The organism is Enterococcus sp. DIV1083b, from assembly GCF_051713705.1.
Taxonomy (GTDB): Bacteria; Bacillota; Bacilli; order Lactobacillales; family Enterococcaceae; genus Enterococcus_D; species Enterococcus_D casseliflavus.
Window position 1 is genome coordinate 3,266,593 of record NZ_JBIOQJ010000001.1, and the last position, 16,968, is coordinate 3,283,560.

Genomic DNA, 16,968 nt, shown 5'->3' on the forward strand with positions numbered 1-16,968 from the left:
ATGACAAACACAGGCTTTTCAATGGTCAATCACGTTGGAATCACCGTCAGCAATCTCGAACGTTCCATCCAATTTTATGAAGCATTAACTGGAAAGAAAATCGCCAATCAAGATACGATCGGCGGCAAACGCATGGCGCAAACGCAAGGATTAGCAGATACACTGATCAAATATGCCAATCTTCATTTAGACAATCTCAACATCGATCTTTTAGAATACGTCGAACCAAGATCCAACAAAGCTAGCTATTCCAATGAGCAAATCAGCGCGATGCATCTTTGTTTTGAAGTAGAAGCGATCGATGAAGCCGTTGCTCGTCTAAAAGCCATTGGCGTTGAGCCTGACGGCACCCCCATCGTTTTTGAAGCACAAGACGGTTTGAAAAGCGGCTTTGGGACAGGCGTCGCCTACTTTACAGATCCAGACGGCACCAATCTTGAATTGATTGCACCAAAAGGCCCTTTTCAACGGGGATAAAAAAATGGATGGCGCTGCAAATCGCCATCCATTTTTTTGCTAGAAGCACGTATTTTTCGATTGTTCCCCTTCATAGAAGCGTTCATAGCGGATACAATAAGTATGTACTCATCTTTAGCGGCTTCACTTACTTATCCAACAAATCGCACGTGAAAGGTAGTGATCTCGATCGATATTGGACTTTTGTTGTTGATTTTTACGGGTATTTTTTTCATCGTCTTCTGGTGCTTTTACCGAGAAGAACCCAATGTGGTTCTCCTTGTTAGCGATGCTCTTTCTAGGCGGGGTCGTTTTATTGCAGCGCAACGAGCTGATCGCAGAGGCTTTTTACCAAGTAGCCGTTTTTGGCAGCTATCTTCTAGCAGCGCTACTCGTAGAAACGGCACTGTATCTCAAAGATTCACGCACAAGCACCAAAAAGTAAGACAAAAAAGACATTCCAGCGAATGTCTTTTTTCTATTGTTTATTTTGATGATGGATCGTGATCCCCAACACCAAGGCTAAAATCCCTGAAACCACCCAGATGGTGCGGTGGAATAAGAAAATCCCTAGCAAGCTGCTTAAGACTGCACCAAAAAAGAAGCCGCCGATGATCAAGGAAATAGAAATGATCTTGGGTGTCACTGATCGGTCCTTCTTAAACCAGCGCATGTACAAATAATCAGCCAGTGAACGTAAGTTGCCGGTGGTCATCGTGGTGGCATAGGGCATCCCTGCCAATCGACGATAGGCGGCATATTGAATCGCTGCAAAAAAAGATAACCCCGAATCGATCATGACATTGGGTAATGATCGAGCAAAAAAGCCCAGAACCAAAATACCGATTGCTTCAAAGATCAATGCGGCATTTTGCCAAACGATCCAGCCCCCTGTCGGAAAATGATGCTGCAGATAATTCGTCACTACGATCCCCACTAAAAACATGAAGATTGGTGGCAGATATCGAAAGGCTTGTTCAAACTGCCCCGTTGAAAGATTGATCCCTAACAAAATGACATTCCCCGACTGCATACTTGCAAACACTTCCCCGTGAAACAAGTAGGTATACGCATCTAAAAAACCGCCCGCCATAGCAAGAAGAATCCCCACTGGTAAACTTTCATGCACGACAAACTCCGATTTGCTTTTGACACTGCTCAAACTTTTTTCCATTGGTTTCGCCTCTTGTTTTTTATACTTTCTGCCAGCTTACTGCTTAAAAACGCCGACAACTCGTTATGTTTTGCGGCGTTTAGGTGACTTTTTCGATAGCTGACAAATCAACCACCCCAAAAGAACGGCGGTCAGTGCTCCAGCTGAATCCAGCATGACATCTTGAAAAAGCGGCGTCCGTCCTCCCGTCAGCATTTGATGGTATTCATCGATCCCAGCGTAGCCGGTAGCTGCTAACCAAGCAAAAAAAGCGGCTAGCCAATACGGCTGTTTTCGAAAAACAAGCGTTAAGAACAAACTGCCACCTAGGACAAAATAGGTAAAGAAATGCGCGCCTTTACGAATGAAAAATTCCACAAATGAGAAATAGCCTTTTTCCGCAATGCTGATCTCCGAACCAGCATAGGAAAAAGAAATCTTCTCTAGCCACTCTTTCAATGGTTCGTTTTTTAAGATTCGTGAAAGCAACCCAATTTGCGATTGCTGCTCATAGGTTTGTGAAGAACTGATAAAGAGGATGACCATTACCGCAACTGCGATACAAAAGTAAAAATTCGGTTCTTTCAGTAATTTTTTCATAGTTTTCACTCCTCATTTTCCTATCTTACCATTTTCATTTGGTGATGCAACTGTTTTTCCAGCAAACCATGGAGACATTGCACACAAAAAAAGAGTGCTTCCGTCAAGATTAGAAGCACTCTTTCTTTTTAAAAATAGCCATCGGTATGAAAAGCCGTCACCCGTTTGGTTGTGAGATCTTTGGGCTTGTGACGTTCAGCTTCCTCAACGATTCTCAGGGCTGTTTTGCGTTTTTTTCTCCAGTAAATAATGACGAACCCATCTCGTAGCCTTCTACATAATGATTCAACCGCTCGACGACCTCTGCTGCCGCTTCTTGTGACGGCGTGATGATCAATAAAATATCAAACCCTGCAATCGTGCCGACAATTTCTGGCAGCTCCATTTCATCAAGATAATTGGCGATCACATCGGCGCCATTTTCAGCCGTATGAACGACAACTAAAAAGTCAATCTGCGTAATCTTTTTTAGATACTCATACATCGAAAACGCAATTCTGTCTTCTAGATCCTGCTCTTTGGATTCAAAAATTGAATAATACGGTCGCCCATTTTTGGCATACGTTTTAGCGATGTTCATTTCCCGCATGTCTCTAGAAATCGTGGCTTGGGTAGCTGAAACATTTTCTTTTTTTAATAAATTCATCAATTCTTCTTGAGACTCAATCCGATGTAGGACAAAAAGTTTTTTGATAATTGCTTGTCGCTCTTTTTTTTTCATTTACTTGATCCGCTCCTCTCAAGTCGCCTCGCTTACTGAAATAGTTGATCCGTCTCGTTCACTTCTTGAAACGCAGCTTACAAGAACAACATCGAGAAGATTAAAATGGCAAGATTGGAAATTCCGATAACCAGTAACGGTTTGCGCATAAAGCGAGTCCAAGTAGAATAGTTGACCCGCGCAAGCTCCAATCCGCCCATCACGACGCCAGAAGTTGGTGTGATCAAATTCACTAATCCGCAACCAGCAGTAAAGATCATGACCATGACGTTCGGATTGAGTCCGATGCTTTGCGCCAAGGCACCCATGATAGGGATCGATACATATGCCAGTCCTGAAGTCGATGGAATCAAGAACGATAAGAGCAGATACAAAATATAGGCGCCAATTACGAACAGGACAGGTGATAACCCTTCTAAAAGATGGGAAGCCCGATCCAAAATAAACAGATCCAAGTACGTCGTTTGCATAATGTAGGAAGCCCCCCGTGCCACAACGATGATCAAGACAACGGATAAAATGTCTTTGACCCCATCGATAAAGTTGGTCACGATTTCTTTTTCTGAGAATCCTTGAATCAATGCAATGATGATACTGACGTAGAAGAACCACATAGCCAAATCACCAAAATACCATTCACCGAAGCTATTCCCGGTCAAAAAGGCGGTCCAACCGTCAAACACATGGATATCAAAGTCGCCCCAAGGAATCAAGGAAACCACCATGATCACAAAGGATAAGCCAAAAATCGTCAAAATCAGGCGATGCTTTTGCGTAAACGCCAAGGCTTCGTTCGTGTCTTTGACAAAATGCTCTTCCATTTCTTTTTGCTCTTGCAGCGATAAGATCGTGGAGCCTTTGTCGGCTTTAACTTTTTTGGCATAAGACATCACCACAAAGATACAATACCCGGTCGTGACTAGCCAAAGCAATGCGCCAACTACTAGGATCGTGCCATTATTCGGAGCAATATCGATGCTTCGTAAGGCATCCATTGCCACCCCAGTAGCGAAAGGGTTAACGGTGGAGCCGATCACACCGGCACCCGCCCCCAGCATGACGGTTCCTGCTGCGACGATCGTATCAAAGCCCGATGCCACCATTGTGATTGCTAATAAGGAATAGAACGGAATCGTTTCTTCCGCCATTCCATAAGTTGAGCCACCAATTGAAAACAACACCATCAAAATCGGGATCAATATCAACTCGTTGCCTTTGAGTTTTTTGACTAAATGCTGAATACCAGCTTCTAAAGCGCCTGTTCGTGTGACAATATTCAAAAAGCCACCCAAACAAAGAATAAACACACAGATCTCGATCGCATCACGAAATCCGTTAAAAGGCGCCATAAAGAAATCAGAAAACTTGGCACCGACGACTTGGCTGACCATCTCTTCTTGGCCTGCTGGTAATGAAGGTGCAAAGGGCTGACCAGCTAGTAGCCAAGAAGCGACCGTCAACGCAATAATGATCAGAAATAAGATACTGAACGATGTCAGCGACTTTTTTTCTTTTTGCTTTTTTTTCATCTTCGTTCCTCCTCTATTGAATCAGTCTTAGGTGCAAATTGCCAACAGCTAGTCTGTCTGTGGTCAATTCGCAACATGGGAAAAATAATCTTTGTCATAAATAATGAGTTCTTTGTAACGATAATAAATCTTTCTTTTATGCACGAGCGCCTTGATGGTTTGACTGACCGTCTCTCGCGTCGTTCCACTGTATTTAGCAATATCATTGATAAAAACTGGAAAAGGAATGCGAATCTGCTCTCCTTGTGACTGTCCGTGCTCAATCATCAAGAGACCAATCGTATTGACGACTCTTGTCTGCGCGCTAGAGGTGACACAGTACTCCACTCGGCGTCTTTGCTTCTCCAACTGCTGGCTCATTTGCTGATTCAGCCACAGCAACTGACTTGTAGATGAAACAACCAGCGGTTCAAACAGCGACATCGCTGCAAACTGCACGACAATGTCTGTTGCAGCGAATGCCGATACATCATAGTTGTCTCTTTCAAACAAGCCAATCAAAGGAAATAACTGATCAGGCCCAACAAAATCTACATAACAATAGGAATCAGTTCCGTCGGTTTTTTCGATCCGTACGAGACCTTCGATCACATGGAATATCCGATCTCTTACGTCGCCTTCATAAAAAAGCACTTGGCCTTTTTTGTACGTACGGCAGTAAATATGCTCCTTCAATCGCTGTTGATTTTCTTCTTCCAGCCATTGAAAGCTATTCGCTCTTGTTGATGGATCTTTTATTTGGTAGTCGATCATTTCTCTCACTCCAATGTTTTGGACTTGCTTTGCTACTTCGCTTATTTCCAGGTGATCTGTGTACCAGCGTCTTCAATTTCTGCCAGCTTATCTAAGGAAGTAATCACTGCCCGTTTCTCTGTGCCCATTTTGACAAAATTCAAAGCTGCTTGTACTTTCGGTAACATGCTTCCCGGTGAAAAATGTCCTTCATCGACATAGGTTTCCAATTCAGCGGCGGTCACATGATCCAACCACTGCTCATTTTCCTTGCCAAAGTTCAAAGCGATTTTTTCCACGCCCGTCAAAATGATCAGCTGATCCGCATCGACTAAACGAGCCAATTTTTCAGAAGCAAAATCTTTATCGATCACGGCTTCAACCCCCAGCCCATTATCTAACACGGGAATGCCCCCGCCGCCTGCGCAAATAACGATCGTGTTTTGTTCAATCAGCGCCTTGATGCTGGCAACTTCTTGAATCGCTTGTGGCGCTGGACTGGCAACGACTTTCCGCCAACCACGACCAGCATCTTCACGATAGATGGCATCTGTTGCCGCCATGGCTTCTTTGGCAGCTGTTTCCGTTAAGAAAGGACCGATCGGTTTGGTCGGATGGGCAAATGCTGGATCTTGGGCATCGACTGTAATTTCCGTCACCACTGTCACTACCGGCTTAGCCATTTGGGCTTCTTTCAACTGGATTCTCAGCTCATTTTGTAACCAATAGCCAATACTGCCTTGCGTCATTGCCACACAGGTATCTAAAGGCATCGCTGGGTTTTTGCTAGAATCACTGGCTTGTTGCTGCAAAACCAAATTTCCCACTTGAGGCCCATTCCCATGGGTAATGATCAAATGAACGTCTTTTTGGATCAGGGGAATTAAATACTCGACGGTCTGTTTAAGCCGTTCTTTTTGCCCTTTGGCACTGGCATCATCTGCTAGGATAGCGTTGCCGCCAAGGGCGACAACGATCGTTGGTTTCTTTTCACTCATCTGCTCACTGCTCCTTCTTACACTCTAGGAATAAAGAGATCGCCTAAGGTTACTGCCATGATTGCTTTGATCGAGTGCATTCGGTTTTCAGCCTCTTCAAATTGACGGCCCCATTGACTGCGGAAAATGTCGTCTGTGATCTCCATTTCAGAAATGCCGAATTTTTCTTCGATCATTTTTCCATACGTCGTATTCGTATCATGGAACGCTGGCAAGCAGTGAAGCACGATCAAGCCATCGTCTTGTTTTCCAGTCGCCATTACCATTTCGCGGTTGATTTGGTAATCTTTCAACAGCTTCACCCGTTCTTCAAACTGGTCTTCTTCCCCCATTGAAACCCAAACATCGGTATACAGAACATCGGCATCTTTGACGCCTTTTTGAATATCGTCTGTTACCATCAGCTGACTGCCAGATTCTTTGGCAAATTTGTTGGCATAGTCTGTCACTTCTTCAGCTGGGAAAAGTTCTTTTGGTGCACAGATGCGAACATTGACACCTAAAATCGCCCCCGTCACTAACAAACTATTCGCCATATTGTTTCGGCCATCGCCCACATAGACTAACGTAATGTTTTCTAATGTACCGAAGTTTTCTTTGATCGTCATGAAGTCAGCGATCATTTGGGTTGGATGCCATTCATCGGTCAAGCCATTCCAAACAGGAACGCCAGAGAATTTGGCTAAATCTTCAACGACTTGTTGGCTGAACCCGCGGAACTCAATGCCATCAAACATACTGCCTAAAACTCTGGCGGTATCTTCAACGGATTCTTTTTTGCCTAGCTGGATATCATTCGCACCTAAAAATTCTGGATGGGCACCAAGATCGATGGCAGCCGTCGTAAATGCCGCCCGTGTCCGAGTCGACGTTCTTTCAAATAAGAGGGCGATGTTCTTGCCTTCCAAATAGCGATGAGAAATATTTTGCTTTTTCAACTGTTTCAAATAGATGGAAAAATCAATAAGGTATTCTAACTCGGCTTTCGTAAAATCTTTTTCTGCTAAGAAGCTTCTTCCTTTAAATACTTGTTTCATTAGTAATTCCTCCTCTAGATTAAATATCTTCTCTGATAAATGGCATGCTCATGCAGCGAGGGCCGCCACGGCCGCGAACCAATTCACTGCCGGAGATTTTATGCAATTTGATGCCGGCTTCAGTTAACTTTTGATTGGTGATCGTGTTACGGTCATAGACCACGACTTCACCAGGTGCGATCGTCAAGGTATTGGAACCGTCATTCCATTGTTCCCGAGCTGCAGCGACCAAATCGTTACCCCCACAGCGAATCAATTCCACTGCATCTAATTCTAAGTAGCGGCACAAAATGTTTTCTAACGTATCTTTTTCTTCTTTGATGGTTACGCCATCCCCGTCACGTGAGATTGAATAAACGGTCAGTTCGCCTTCAATTTCTGGATGGATCGTAAATTTGTCATAATCAACCATTGTAAATACCGTATCTAAATGCATGAATTTGCGTTCTTGACCAATATCAAAAGCTAAGACGTACTCAAAACTTGGTTCATGGTGGAACACATTACGAGCCAACTGTTCAATGGAAGTGGCATCTGTTCGTTGGGAGATCCCGATCGCTAACACTCGTTTTGACAGAACCAATTCATCGCCACCTTCAATTCGTGTTGGCTGATCACGGTCATAAAGCAAGTGCGGTGGCTGTTGTTGGAACATTGGATGATGAGCAAAAATGTATTTGCCATACAATGTTTCACGACGTCTTGTTTCTGAATACATGCGATTCAAGGAAACCCCGTTACCGATCGTCGCAAACGGATCACGAGTGAAATACAAATTCGGCATTGGATCGATCAAAAACGGATACTGGTCATCCACAGCACCAGCTAAGCTTTGACTATGGGGCAATTTCAGTTCATTTTTCGCTAGACCTGCCATCGTTTTATCGATGAATTGACGGTTATCTTCAAAAGATAAGAAATAATCGGTAATTTCAGCAATGATTTCTGGACTTTGTAACGTTGTTTCTTCTAAATATTCCTTGATAAACTGCTCTTTGATTTCTTGACTAGTTAACGCTTCTGCTGCTAAATCTTCTAAATACAACACCTCCACATTATTATTACGCAATACATCGGCAAATTGATCATGTTCAGCCCTTGCTTGTTCCAAAAAGGGAATATCATCAAATAACAAGCGATTTAAATGATCGGGCACGAGGTTTTCTAATTCTCGACCAGGGCGATGGAGCATGACTTGCTTCAAGCGGCCGATTTCTGAAAAAACATGAATAGCATTTGACATTTCTTTACATCCTCCTTTGTTTTGATTACGCCTACATAGTACAAGAATGTATGCGCTTACCAAGCGACGTATTTCGCCTTCATTATGCAAAGCATTTGTCATTATGCAATAAAGAGTGAATATCTTCTTGCGAGCGTTTTTTAACTCGTTGTTATTTTTTTTTATGTAATATTTATTCAGCAATTTTTAAATAAGAATTTGATGAGAATGAAAAAATGATCGATTTTGTTCTTTTCTTTAATTTTGACGTCCCCGACCAATGCAGGCAAAGTTTACGAAAGAAAAGAACTTTTTCAACCAACAGCTTTCCTTTTTGATTAAAAAAATCCGATGGTTGCGACTAAATGTGGCTATGCTATACTTAATAAGATCGTAGGAAAAGAAAGGGGTTTGATAGGAATGACCTATTCAATCAATTGGGATCTAGAAACAATTTTTCCAGGAGGCAGTGATTCTGTTCAATTAAAAGAACGCATGAGCCAGCTGGAAGAAGAAATCAAAACTTACCGTGAAAAAGTTGACGCTTGGGCACCAAACGCTACAGACAATGCGACAAAATTAGAGGAATTAATCGAACTTTCTGGCACAATCAATCAGGGATTTTCACAATGTGGCAGCTTTATCAATGCCTTGCTTTCAGCGAATGTCAACGACAGCAAAGCCAAAATCCTGACAGGCGACCTCTACGCAAAACTGCCAGCATTGCAAGCAGCACAAACCGTTTTCTCGAAAAAATTGACAGAAATTTCTGAGGATGATTGGACTGCGTTACTTACAGCGGAAAACTTAGCACCAATCGCTTTTCGTCTAAGCGAGATTCGTCGCGACGGCAAAGAATTGTTATCTGAAGCAGAAGAAACCATCATCAACACGTTAAATTTAGATGGCTTAAATGCTTGGAGCCAACATTACGATACGATCGTTGCCTCGATCGAAATTCCTTTCCTTCAAGAAGACGGCACGACGATCAACTTGTCCGCTGGTCAAGCCTTCAATAAAATGATGGGTGATCCAGATCCAGAAGTTCGTGCACGTTTATTTGACACTTGGGAAAAGACTTGGGCAGAAAAAGAAGACCTCTTTGCAGATACCTTGAACCATTTAGACGGCTTCCGCCTTTCTACCTTCAAGCTTCACGGGGTCACTGATTACTTGAAAGAACCATTAGAATACAATCGTCTGCAAAAAGCGACATTGGATGCTATGTGGGGCACGATCCAAAAGAACAAACAGCCGATCGTTGATTTCTTGACCCGCAAAGCCCAGCTTTTCGGCAAAGAAAAAATGGAATGGCAAGATCAAGATGCGCCGATCATCCTTGGGGACATGGAAGAAAGAACCTACACCTTTGATGAAGCAGCTGACTTTATTTTGACAAACTTCCGTAAGTTCAGTCCGAAAATGGCTGACTTTGCCCAAGTTGCTTTTGAAAAAAGCTGGATCGAAGCAGAAGATCGTCCTGGCAAACGTCCTGGCGGCTATTGCACCAGCTTGCCAGAAACCAAAGAGTCACGTATATTCATGACCTACAGCAATTCAGTCAACGAAGTAGCGACGCTTGCCCATGAGTTAGGTCACGCGTTTCACAGCAGCGTTCTTTGGGAGCTACCAGAATTAAACCGCAACTATGCCATGAACGTCGCCGAAACAGCAAGTACCTTTGCTGAATTGATCGTTGCTGATGCAACCCTCAAAGAAGCGACAACGAAGGAAGAAAAAATCAATCTATTGGATGCCAAAATGCAAAATGCGATCGCGATGTTCATGAACATCCACGCACGCTTTATTTTTGAAAACAGCTTCTACCAAGCCCGTCAAAACGGCTTAGTTTCAGCGGAGCAAATCACGGAAATGATGACAGCGGCGCAAAAAGAAAGCTATGCAGATGGGTTAGCGACTTATCATCCACATTTCTGGGCAGCCAAATTGCACTTCTTTATTGATGATGTGCCGTTTTACAACTTCCCTTACACCTTTGGTTACCTCTTTAGCATGGGGATCTATGCGTATGCCAATGAAAAAGGGTCTAGCTTTGAAGAAGAATACATTGCTTTATTGCAAGATACTGCTTCAATGACGACGGAAGAACTGGCGCAAAAACACCTTGGTGTTGATTTAACAAAACCAGACTTCTGGCAAGCAGGGATCGATATGGTCCTAAAAGATGTTGCCAGCTTTATGGAATTGACTGAAGACTATATCTAAAAGAAAAAACCCTCTTCCAACACGACGCTTGGAAGAGGGTTTTTCTATCAGGCATTCAATAAAGTTAAGCCAATCGTTAAGTAGCCTGCGTACAGACACCAAATCAAATAAGGAATAAACAAGTACATTGCTTTTTTGTCGATGCGAGCAAAGAGGATCATACAAATAATCACTGATAGGACTAACAAGACAATAATGACCGTTCCTGCCCAGTAAGCATTCCAGCCAAAGAAAACGATACTCCACAAGAAGTTTAGTACTTGCTGGATCGCAAAGAAGATATAGGCATTCTTTTTAAGCGCTGGATTGACTTTGGCTACGATCAACAGATACAATGCTGTTCCCATAAAGGCATACAAAATCGTCCAAACGATCCCAATGATCCCACCAGGAGGGGCTAAAAAGGGTTTTTCCATTTGCGCATACGTTTCAGCGATGTCTCCTGCAAACAAACTCGAGATGATTCCTGTTGCTTCGATGCCGATCACACAGACCAGCCAAATCAAAAATTTCATGTTCTCCACTCCTTCTTTTTTTCATGACTCTCTCATTTCATCGTACCATCGAATCGAAAAAAAGCAGAATAGAACGCTTAAAAAAAGAAACGGCCGTGTGGACGTTTCTTTCAAGGTAATTTTGATTATATTCAATGACAGCTACTTTGATTGTTCCTCTTCAAACTTCCGTCGTTCATTTTCTACATACTTGTATAGCGCCCCGTAGCGGCTGCGGTAGCCTTTTTTCCATGGCTTCTCTTTGCCGCAAAAATGTAACAAAACGGTATGCTCGATGACCCAATCCAAACTCCATTCCCCTAGGCTAATCGTCTCATACGTACGGTTTTTCCGTACATCATAGTTATAGAGCTGATCAGGGATCGCCAGCACCCGATCGCCGTACAACCCATTCAAAATGTCTTGATCTGGCAAAAAGAGGTTCAAATGATTTTTCTCAATGAACGCAGCGATCTCTGTTTCTTTGACCTCTTGCCGTAGCTGGTGCACGTTCATCAGCAAAACGCCTGAATTATAGTAGCCTTCCGACTCATAATTGCGCAACCGGACTTTATTGATGACCGTCGTCACTTCTGTCAGCTTAGAATGGCTGGCGGCGGCATACAGAAAATTCCCTAACGTCAGCTCATACAAGGGGCGCAAATCATTGATGCACAAAATATCCGCATCCAGATACAAGATTTTTTCCACCTGCTGCGGCAAGTAATTTTGTGCCAATAATCGATAGTAGATCGACTCAGGGTAGCGATCACTGACAGGCGCGGTTTTAAAAATCGAGCCAGAACCGATGATGACGGGATGATAGGTCATCGCCAATTTTTGACAAAAGGCCTTGAGCTCTGCACCTTGTTTCAATTCTTTTTCTTGTAAGACATAGACATCGAAAGATGCTGCTGTCGTATGACGTTTGATTGAATATAACGTTGTTTTTAATTGTTCACTGAATCGATCATCAATCGCAAAAAGTAGATTCATGCTCTTGTTCACTCCTCTGTTGCTGGATGCACTCGTTGGGCAAAAAATCGAACGCAGTTGCCCGCATCTTCTGTTCTTCTAGTATACCCGATTTTTAGTCATTCTTTCAGTGAAATAGCCTTTCCAGTGAAAACCATTCCTTGGAAACGCAAAAAAATGCTGCTCCATTCAATGAATGAAACAGCAAATGATCGATGATAAATGGTGACCTCCTAAAACAGATCAGCGAATCGTGGCAAAAGCTTTTGACCACAACAACAATTCATCCAGCATGTCATTGACACCTGCAGCCATGTGCGCACCGGGTTTGAAGGTACTGAAATTTTCAAAATCTGTGAAGAGATTGAAGGCTGGGTTAGTCCGCACGGTGGCAACTTTTTGTTCAGCTAATACGTTGCGCAATTGTTCAGCGGCCCGAATCCCACCGCCAGAACCGTAGCTGACGATCCCAGCAGCTTTATCAAACCATTCTTCCCGAGCAGAATCTACGGCATTTTTCAAGGAAGCTGCAAAACCGTGGTTGTATTCTTGCACGATGAAGATATAGCCATCTAATTCAGAAATTTTTTTGTTCCATGCCAGGTTTGGCTCAGCTGTTCCCATAAACGGTAGATCAAATGCCTTTACATCAACGATCTCAAACTGATGCTCTGACCGTTGATTAGCAATTTCTTGAATATATGCTCCGACTTGCGGACTTACGCGTCCTTCTCTTGTACTGCCTAAAATAATACCAAATTTCATGATAGGTTCCTCCTAAGATTGTTTTCGTTTGTTTTTTTAACGATTGGCAAATGTGTCTGCCCAGTCCAATAATTCCGTCAACATGTCGTTCATTCCTGCAGTCATATGCTCGCCAGGGGTAAAGGTGGCAAAGTTTTCAAAATCAGTAAATAAGTTGAAGGCAGGATTGGTGCGCACCGTGGCTACTTTTTGTTCCGCCAAAATCAAGCGAACTTGCTCAGCGGCACGAATCCCTCCTGCCGAACCATAGCTGACGATCGCTGCTGCTTTGTTGAACCATTCCTCTCGAGCGCTGTCCAACGCATTTTTCAAGGAAGCTGATATGCCATGATTGTATTCTTGTACGATGAAGAGGTAGCCGTCTAACTCAGCGATTTTTTCGTTCCACGCTTGGTTCACTTCACCTGTACCCATAAATGGCAAGTCATAGTCTTTGATATCAATGATTTCAAACGAGCGGTCGCTATGCGCGCGTGCTGTTTGTAAAACATAATTGGCTACTTGCGGACTCACGCGGCCTTCTCTCGTACTGCCAACGATGATCCCGATTTTTTGCGCTTTTTTCTTTTCAGGGGTGCGATACACCTCTTTCATTACTTCTTTTTCAATTATTTGTTCTTTTTTCCCAAATCCAAAGACCATTCTTTTGTACTCCTTTTGTTGTGGTTTCTTTAACGATGGACTCAGCATACCAAGCTTACTTTTAGTAAGTCAATCATTCTGCTTACTTTTTGTTAGAAAAAACTCTCAGCTGCTTCTTATTGACATTCGTTCGGTACCGAACTATAATCAACTCATCGATATCGTTAGGTACCGAACGATAAACCAAAAGGAGTGTACACCATGAGTACAATGACCGACCACTTAATGAAACAGCTTCGTTTTATCAGCGAAGCCAGCAATGCCTTTATGAGTCAAAACAACCAGCGCCTTTCGGGACAGCAACGTGTCCTGGCCGTTTTAAATTTAGAAGACGGCTTGGTGCAAAGTTATCTTGCAGAAGTCTTAGACCTACGGCCAAGCTCTCTAGCGGAACTATTGAAGAAAATGGAAAATAGTGGCGATATTCAGCGCAAAGAAGATGCTGCTGACAAACGGATCAAACGAATCTACCTGACAGAAACTGGCCGAAAAAAAGCAGAAAAATTACTGGCACAAAAAGAAGCCACCAGCAGTCAGTCGTTTTTTGCAGGGCTCTCAGAGGAGGAACAAACCGAATTTGCTCGTCTGCTTGAAAACATTGCCGCTGGGTGGGAGACGGACTTCCAACAGCAGGCACAACGCTTTATTGACCCAATGGATCGTTTGCAAGCCATGCAAGAGATTCGGGAAGAAATGGTGAAGCAATGGGGCGGAAATTGGCAGGAAATGTCGAATGACGAGCGCCGAAAAATGAGGCAACAAATGAAAGATACTTGGCAAGAAATGGGCGTTGATGAGCGACGCAAAATGAAAAAACAGATCGAGGAAGCCATGCGGCAAATGCCGTTTCCTGGACATCGCGGCATGGTTGGCAATCGACCATTTGAGCCGTTTGGGCCGTTTGGGCCGTTTGATAATAGCGAGGCGAATGATCCACGGTACACATGGGTAAAAGGCAACTTTTTTGATGCCTACGGGTTTGGACAAGACCGCAAAGCAAGACCGACTTCCGCTTCTAAAGACGAAGCAGCCGAGGAGGATTGGCAGGATTTCTAATAACACCTAATTAAAAAGAAAAAGCGGTGAGCCATCTTGCTTGCTGCGGAGGAAAACGAATGGAAACAACGACACCAACAGTGAACAAAAACAAATTTAAAATGAAAGACTTTATCCACCTGATCGTCAGTGTCAATCCTAAAAAAGGCTTGTTTCTTTTAGGGATGCTCTTTAGCCTGATCACAAGTGCCGCCAGTTTGGTCGTGCCGCAGCTGACGAAAACACTGGTCGATGCCAGCGGCACCCCCACGTTCAGCACCTCCATGCTGGTCGTTTTGATCCTAGCCTTTGTGCTGCAATTAGGCGTAGGGACTTTAGGCGGCTTTCTCTTGCGCTATGTGGGAGAAAGTGCTGTGAAAACGTTGCGGGAACGTCTTTGGAAACATCTGCTGCATTTGCCAGTCAGCTATTTTGATGACCACAAGTCGGGGGAAAGCAGTTCGCGACTCGTCAATGATACGTCAGTGATCAAAGAACTAGTCACCTCGCAATTTCCCAGCTTTGTCACTGGCTTGATCCAATTGATCGGTTCGATGATCATCTTGTTTTTGATGGACTGGAAGATGGCTGCGATCATGTTCAGTGCGGTGCCTTTGATCACCTTGATCATGTGGCCAATCGGCAAGATCATGTCAAAACTGGGACGCCAGTTGCAAGCAGCGACCGCCGATTTCAATGCGGATGCCAGCGAAAAGCTCTCAGAGATCCGTTTGATCAAAGCCAGCAACGGAGAAGCCAGTGAACAAGAAAACGGTCGGCGCAACATTGGGGCAATTTTTACCCTCGGGGTCAAGGATGCGAAAGTCAGTGCGATTTTGCAGCCAATCATGACGACGGCCATGCTGGGCTTACTCGTAGGAATCCTCGGTTATGGCGCGATCCGTGTGCAAGCCGGCACCTTGACGAGCGGCGCATTGATCGCTTTTCTACTGTATCTCTTTAATATTATTGCGCCTGTAACGACCTTTGCGATGTTCTTTTCACAAGTCCAAAAAGCGATGGGTGCTACGGAACGGATCCAAGAAATTTTGGATACGCCGCTGGAGCCGATCCAGGCAGCACCCAAAGCCGCCATCGATGGCGCAGTCTTACGAGCAGAACAAATCGATTTCAGTTACGATCCCAAACGGCCGATTTTGCAAAACATTTCTTTTGAAGCCAAACCCAACACCGTGATTGCTTTTGCAGGACCAAGCGGCGGCGGAAAATCCACAATTTTTGCTTTACTGGAACGCTTTTATGAGCCCACCAGCGGGCGCTTGCTGATTGGAGATCAGCCGATAGCTGACATTGATCTGCAAAACTGGCGGGCACAGATCGGCTATGTTTCCCAAGACAGTGCGGTCTTTGCTGGTACGATTCGGGAAAACTTGCAATACGGATTGGGCCGAACACTGTCAGAGGAGGAATTGTGGCAAGGACTGGCATTGGCTTATGCCGATCAGTTCGTCCAAGAGTTCCCCGAAAAACTAGAAACACAAATCGGTGAACGCGGCGTCAAACTATCTGGTGGTCAAAAACAACGGATCGCCATCGCTCGAGCATTCTTGCGGGATTCCAAGCTGCTGATGCTGGATGAAGCGACTGCCAGCCTAGATTCTCAGTCAGAAGAAAAAGTCCAGCGGGCGTTGGATCATCTGATGGAAGGACGTACGACATTAGTGATCGCTCATCGCTTATCGACCATCGTGGATGCCGACCAAATCTACTTTATAGAAAAAGGCACCATTACCGGTCAAGGTACCCATGCACAATTGATCAACAACCACCCGCTTTATGCTGCCTATGTCAATGAACAAATGATCAACTAATCGAAAAAAACTGCCTATTGACGGATAAGCAGTTTTTTTCGATTAGCCAACGGCTGAATGTTGCTTCTCTTCACGCGTGCCAGGCACTTGATTTACTCGCTGTAATTCTTTCAGCACCTGATTTTCTGCCCGCAAAAAATCCCGTTCGCTTTGGGCAGTAGCAAGTTTTCCTTGATAAACTAAGACTTCTTCTTGGTAGGTTTTAGTGGTCTTTTGGACTTCTTCTTCTAACTGATCGATTTTATGGGTCAATTCTTGATTGATCTGTTCATATTTTAGGTAAAGCTTCTGGGCATTTTCGATATTCGTTTGTTCCAAATTCGCTTTGCTGGATACTCGGGTAGCCAAATAAGTAAGTACACCAGTAATGAGTGACGGCAAGACAACTGTTACGATCGATGTATCCATGATCCTCCCCCATTCTTTTCGATACGATTCATATCATCTGTTTCCAGTATAAAAGATACGATTCGTATCGTCAACTAATGTGATATTTTTTATATCAAATAATACAAAAATAGATACAAATTATATCTAACATGCTATACTAC

Annotated in this window: 18 protein-coding genes; 5 read left to right on the forward strand and 13 right to left on the reverse strand. The window is 43.8% G+C overall.

Translation table 11 applies throughout. The features are described from left to right. The gene (locus IGI69_RS15450; protein ID WP_275853779.1) at window positions 1-477 is read left to right on the forward strand and encodes a VOC family protein; all 477 of its coding nucleotides are present in this window, start codon (window positions 1-3) and stop codon (window positions 475-477) included. A gap of 247 nt (window positions 478-724) precedes the next feature. Continuing rightward, window positions 725-901, forward strand: a complete 177-nt coding sequence (locus IGI69_RS15455; RefSeq protein WP_438741373.1) for a hypothetical protein — start codon at window positions 725-727, stop codon at window positions 899-901. A gap of 33 nt (window positions 902-934) precedes the next feature. Here the strand turns inward: IGI69_RS15455 and IGI69_RS15460 are convergent, their stop codons facing one another. The 8 genes from IGI69_RS15460 to arcA all read right to left on the reverse strand — a co-directional run bounded on the left by IGI69_RS15460 (window position 935) and on the right by arcA (window position 8,469). Further along, complete coding sequence (locus tag IGI69_RS15460) at window positions 935-1,630, reverse strand: YoaK family protein (RefSeq protein ID WP_015510508.1); 696 nt, start codon at window positions 1,628-1,630, stop codon at window positions 935-937. Between the two features lie 63 nt (window positions 1,631-1,693). Further along, on the reverse strand, window positions 1,694-2,209 hold the full coding sequence (locus tag IGI69_RS15465; RefSeq protein WP_413159778.1) for a VanZ family protein: 516 nt from the start codon (window positions 2,207-2,209) through the stop codon (window positions 1,694-1,696). 214 nt (window positions 2,210-2,423) lie between these two features. Next, a complete protein-coding gene (locus IGI69_RS15470; RefSeq protein WP_005230706.1) occupies window positions 2,424-2,930 on the reverse strand; it encodes an arginine repressor in 507 nt (168 codons plus the stop codon). A gap of 77 nt (window positions 2,931-3,007) precedes the next feature. Next, window positions 3,008-4,459, reverse strand: a complete 1,452-nt coding sequence (locus tag IGI69_RS15475) for a YfcC family protein (RefSeq protein WP_438741375.1) — start codon at window positions 4,457-4,459, stop codon at window positions 3,008-3,010. A 63-nt stretch (window positions 4,460-4,522) separates the two neighbouring features. Further along, on the reverse strand, window positions 4,523-5,212 hold the full coding sequence (locus IGI69_RS15480) for a Crp/Fnr family transcriptional regulator (RefSeq protein WP_005230704.1): 690 nt from the start codon (window positions 5,210-5,212) through the stop codon (window positions 4,523-4,525). Between the two features lie 41 nt (window positions 5,213-5,253). Continuing rightward, window positions 5,254-6,189, reverse strand: coding sequence for a carbamate kinase (gene arcC, locus IGI69_RS15485; RefSeq protein ID WP_005230702.1), 936 nt, complete (start codon window positions 6,187-6,189; stop codon window positions 5,254-5,256). Between the two features lie 17 nt (window positions 6,190-6,206). Further along, window positions 6,207-7,226 (reverse strand): ornithine carbamoyltransferase, encoded by a 1,020-nt coding sequence (argF, locus tag IGI69_RS15490; protein ID WP_438741378.1) that lies wholly within the window; start codon window positions 7,224-7,226, stop codon window positions 6,207-6,209. Between the two features lie 19 nt (window positions 7,227-7,245). After that, window positions 7,246-8,469, reverse strand: coding sequence for an arginine deiminase (gene arcA / locus IGI69_RS15495; protein ID WP_087628097.1), 1,224 nt, complete (start codon window positions 8,467-8,469; stop codon window positions 7,246-7,248). Window positions 8,470-8,868: 399 nt separating this feature from the next. On the opposite strand from arcA, the gene IGI69_RS15500 reads away from it, so the two are divergent. Further along, on the forward strand, window positions 8,869-10,674 hold the full coding sequence (locus IGI69_RS15500) for a M3 family oligoendopeptidase (RefSeq protein WP_010748984.1): 1,806 nt from the start codon (window positions 8,869-8,871) through the stop codon (window positions 10,672-10,674). A 47-nt stretch (window positions 10,675-10,721) separates the two neighbouring features. Here the strand turns inward: IGI69_RS15500 and IGI69_RS15505 are convergent, their stop codons facing one another. From IGI69_RS15505 to IGI69_RS15520, 4 genes are all read right to left on the reverse strand, one after another. Then, window positions 10,722-11,189: a TspO/MBR family protein gene (locus IGI69_RS15505; protein WP_438741380.1), complete on the reverse strand. Its 468-nt coding sequence runs from the start codon at window positions 11,187-11,189 to the stop codon at window positions 10,722-10,724. Window positions 11,190-11,330: 141 nt separating this feature from the next. After that, window positions 11,331-12,164 (reverse strand): glycosyltransferase family 8 protein, encoded by an 834-nt coding sequence (locus IGI69_RS15510; protein ID WP_438741382.1) that lies wholly within the window; start codon window positions 12,162-12,164, stop codon window positions 11,331-11,333. 222 nt (window positions 12,165-12,386) lie between these two features. Continuing rightward, window positions 12,387-12,908, reverse strand: a complete 522-nt coding sequence (locus tag IGI69_RS15515; protein ID WP_201690511.1) for an NADPH-dependent FMN reductase — start codon at window positions 12,906-12,908, stop codon at window positions 12,387-12,389. 36 nt (window positions 12,909-12,944) lie between these two features. Beyond that, window positions 12,945-13,550 carry an NADPH-dependent FMN reductase gene (locus tag IGI69_RS15520; RefSeq protein WP_015510518.1) on the reverse strand — a complete coding sequence of 202 codons (606 nt, stop codon included), beginning with the start codon at window positions 13,548-13,550 and terminating at the stop codon, window positions 12,945-12,947. 201 nt (window positions 13,551-13,751) lie between these two features. Between IGI69_RS15520 and IGI69_RS15525 the strand changes: the two genes are divergently transcribed. Continuing rightward, window positions 13,752-14,606 carry a MarR family transcriptional regulator gene (locus IGI69_RS15525; RefSeq protein WP_010748989.1) on the forward strand — a complete coding sequence of 285 codons (855 nt, stop codon included), beginning with the start codon at window positions 13,752-13,754 and terminating at the stop codon, window positions 14,604-14,606. Between the two features lie 59 nt (window positions 14,607-14,665). Next, a complete protein-coding gene (locus IGI69_RS15530; protein WP_438741385.1) occupies window positions 14,666-16,417 on the forward strand; it encodes an ABC transporter ATP-binding protein in 1,752 nt (583 codons plus the stop codon). A 42-nt stretch (window positions 16,418-16,459) separates the two neighbouring features. Here IGI69_RS15530 and IGI69_RS15535 read toward each other — a convergent pair whose 3' ends face one another. After that, window positions 16,460-16,825, reverse strand: a complete 366-nt coding sequence (locus IGI69_RS15535) for a hypothetical protein (protein WP_074934163.1) — start codon at window positions 16,823-16,825, stop codon at window positions 16,460-16,462. Window positions 16,826-16,968: the final 143 nt, after the last annotated feature.

Coding starts and splice junctions, on each gene's coding strand:
- argF (WP_438741378.1), bottom strand. CDS start 7,226: ATGAAACAAGTATTTAAAGGAAGAAGCTTCTTAGCAGAAAAAGATTTT.
- IGI69_RS15470 (WP_005230706.1), bottom strand. CDS start 2,930: ATGAAAAAAAAAGAGCGACAAGCAATTATCAAAAAACTTTTTGTCCTA.
- arcA (WP_087628097.1), bottom strand. CDS start 8,469: ATGTCAAATGCTATTCATGTTTTTTCAGAAATCGGCCGCTTGAAGCAA.
- IGI69_RS15455 (WP_438741373.1), top strand. CDS start 725: ATGTGGTTCTCCTTGTTAGCGATGCTCTTTCTAGGCGGGGTCGTTTTA.
- IGI69_RS15460 (WP_015510508.1), bottom strand. CDS start 1,630: ATGGAAAAAAGTTTGAGCAGTGTCAAAAGCAAATCGGAGTTTGTCGTG.
- IGI69_RS15500 (WP_010748984.1), top strand. CDS start 8,869: ATGACCTATTCAATCAATTGGGATCTAGAAACAATTTTTCCAGGAGGC.
- arcC (WP_005230702.1), bottom strand. CDS start 6,189: ATGAGTGAAAAGAAACCAACGATCGTTGTCGCCCTTGGCGGCAACGCT.
- IGI69_RS15475 (WP_438741375.1), bottom strand. CDS start 4,459: ATGAAAAAAAAGCAAAAAGAAAAAAAGTCGCTGACATCGTTCAGTATC.
- IGI69_RS15450 (WP_275853779.1), top strand. CDS start 1: ATGACAAACACAGGCTTTTCAATGGTCAATCACGTTGGAATCACCGTC.
- IGI69_RS15505 (WP_438741380.1), bottom strand. CDS start 11,189: ATGAAATTTTTGATTTGGCTGGTCTGTGTGATCGGCATCGAAGCAACA.
- IGI69_RS15520 (WP_015510518.1), bottom strand. CDS start 13,550: ATGGTCTTTGGATTTGGGAAAAAAGAACAAATAATTGAAAAAGAAGTA.
- IGI69_RS15510 (WP_438741382.1), bottom strand. CDS start 12,164: ATGAATCTACTTTTTGCGATTGATGATCGATTCAGTGAACAATTAAAA.
- IGI69_RS15480 (WP_005230704.1), bottom strand. CDS start 5,212: ATGATCGACTACCAAATAAAAGATCCATCAACAAGAGCGAATAGCTTT.
- IGI69_RS15535 (WP_074934163.1), bottom strand. CDS start 16,825: ATGGATACATCGATCGTAACAGTTGTCTTGCCGTCACTCATTACTGGT.
- IGI69_RS15530 (WP_438741385.1), top strand. CDS start 14,666: ATGGAAACAACGACACCAACAGTGAACAAAAACAAATTTAAAATGAAA.
- IGI69_RS15515 (WP_201690511.1), bottom strand. CDS start 12,908: ATGAAATTTGGTATTATTTTAGGCAGTACAAGAGAAGGACGCGTAAGT.
- IGI69_RS15525 (WP_010748989.1), top strand. CDS start 13,752: ATGAGTACAATGACCGACCACTTAATGAAACAGCTTCGTTTTATCAGC.
- IGI69_RS15465 (WP_413159778.1), bottom strand. CDS start 2,209: ATGAAAAAATTACTGAAAGAACCGAATTTTTACTTTTGTATCGCAGTT.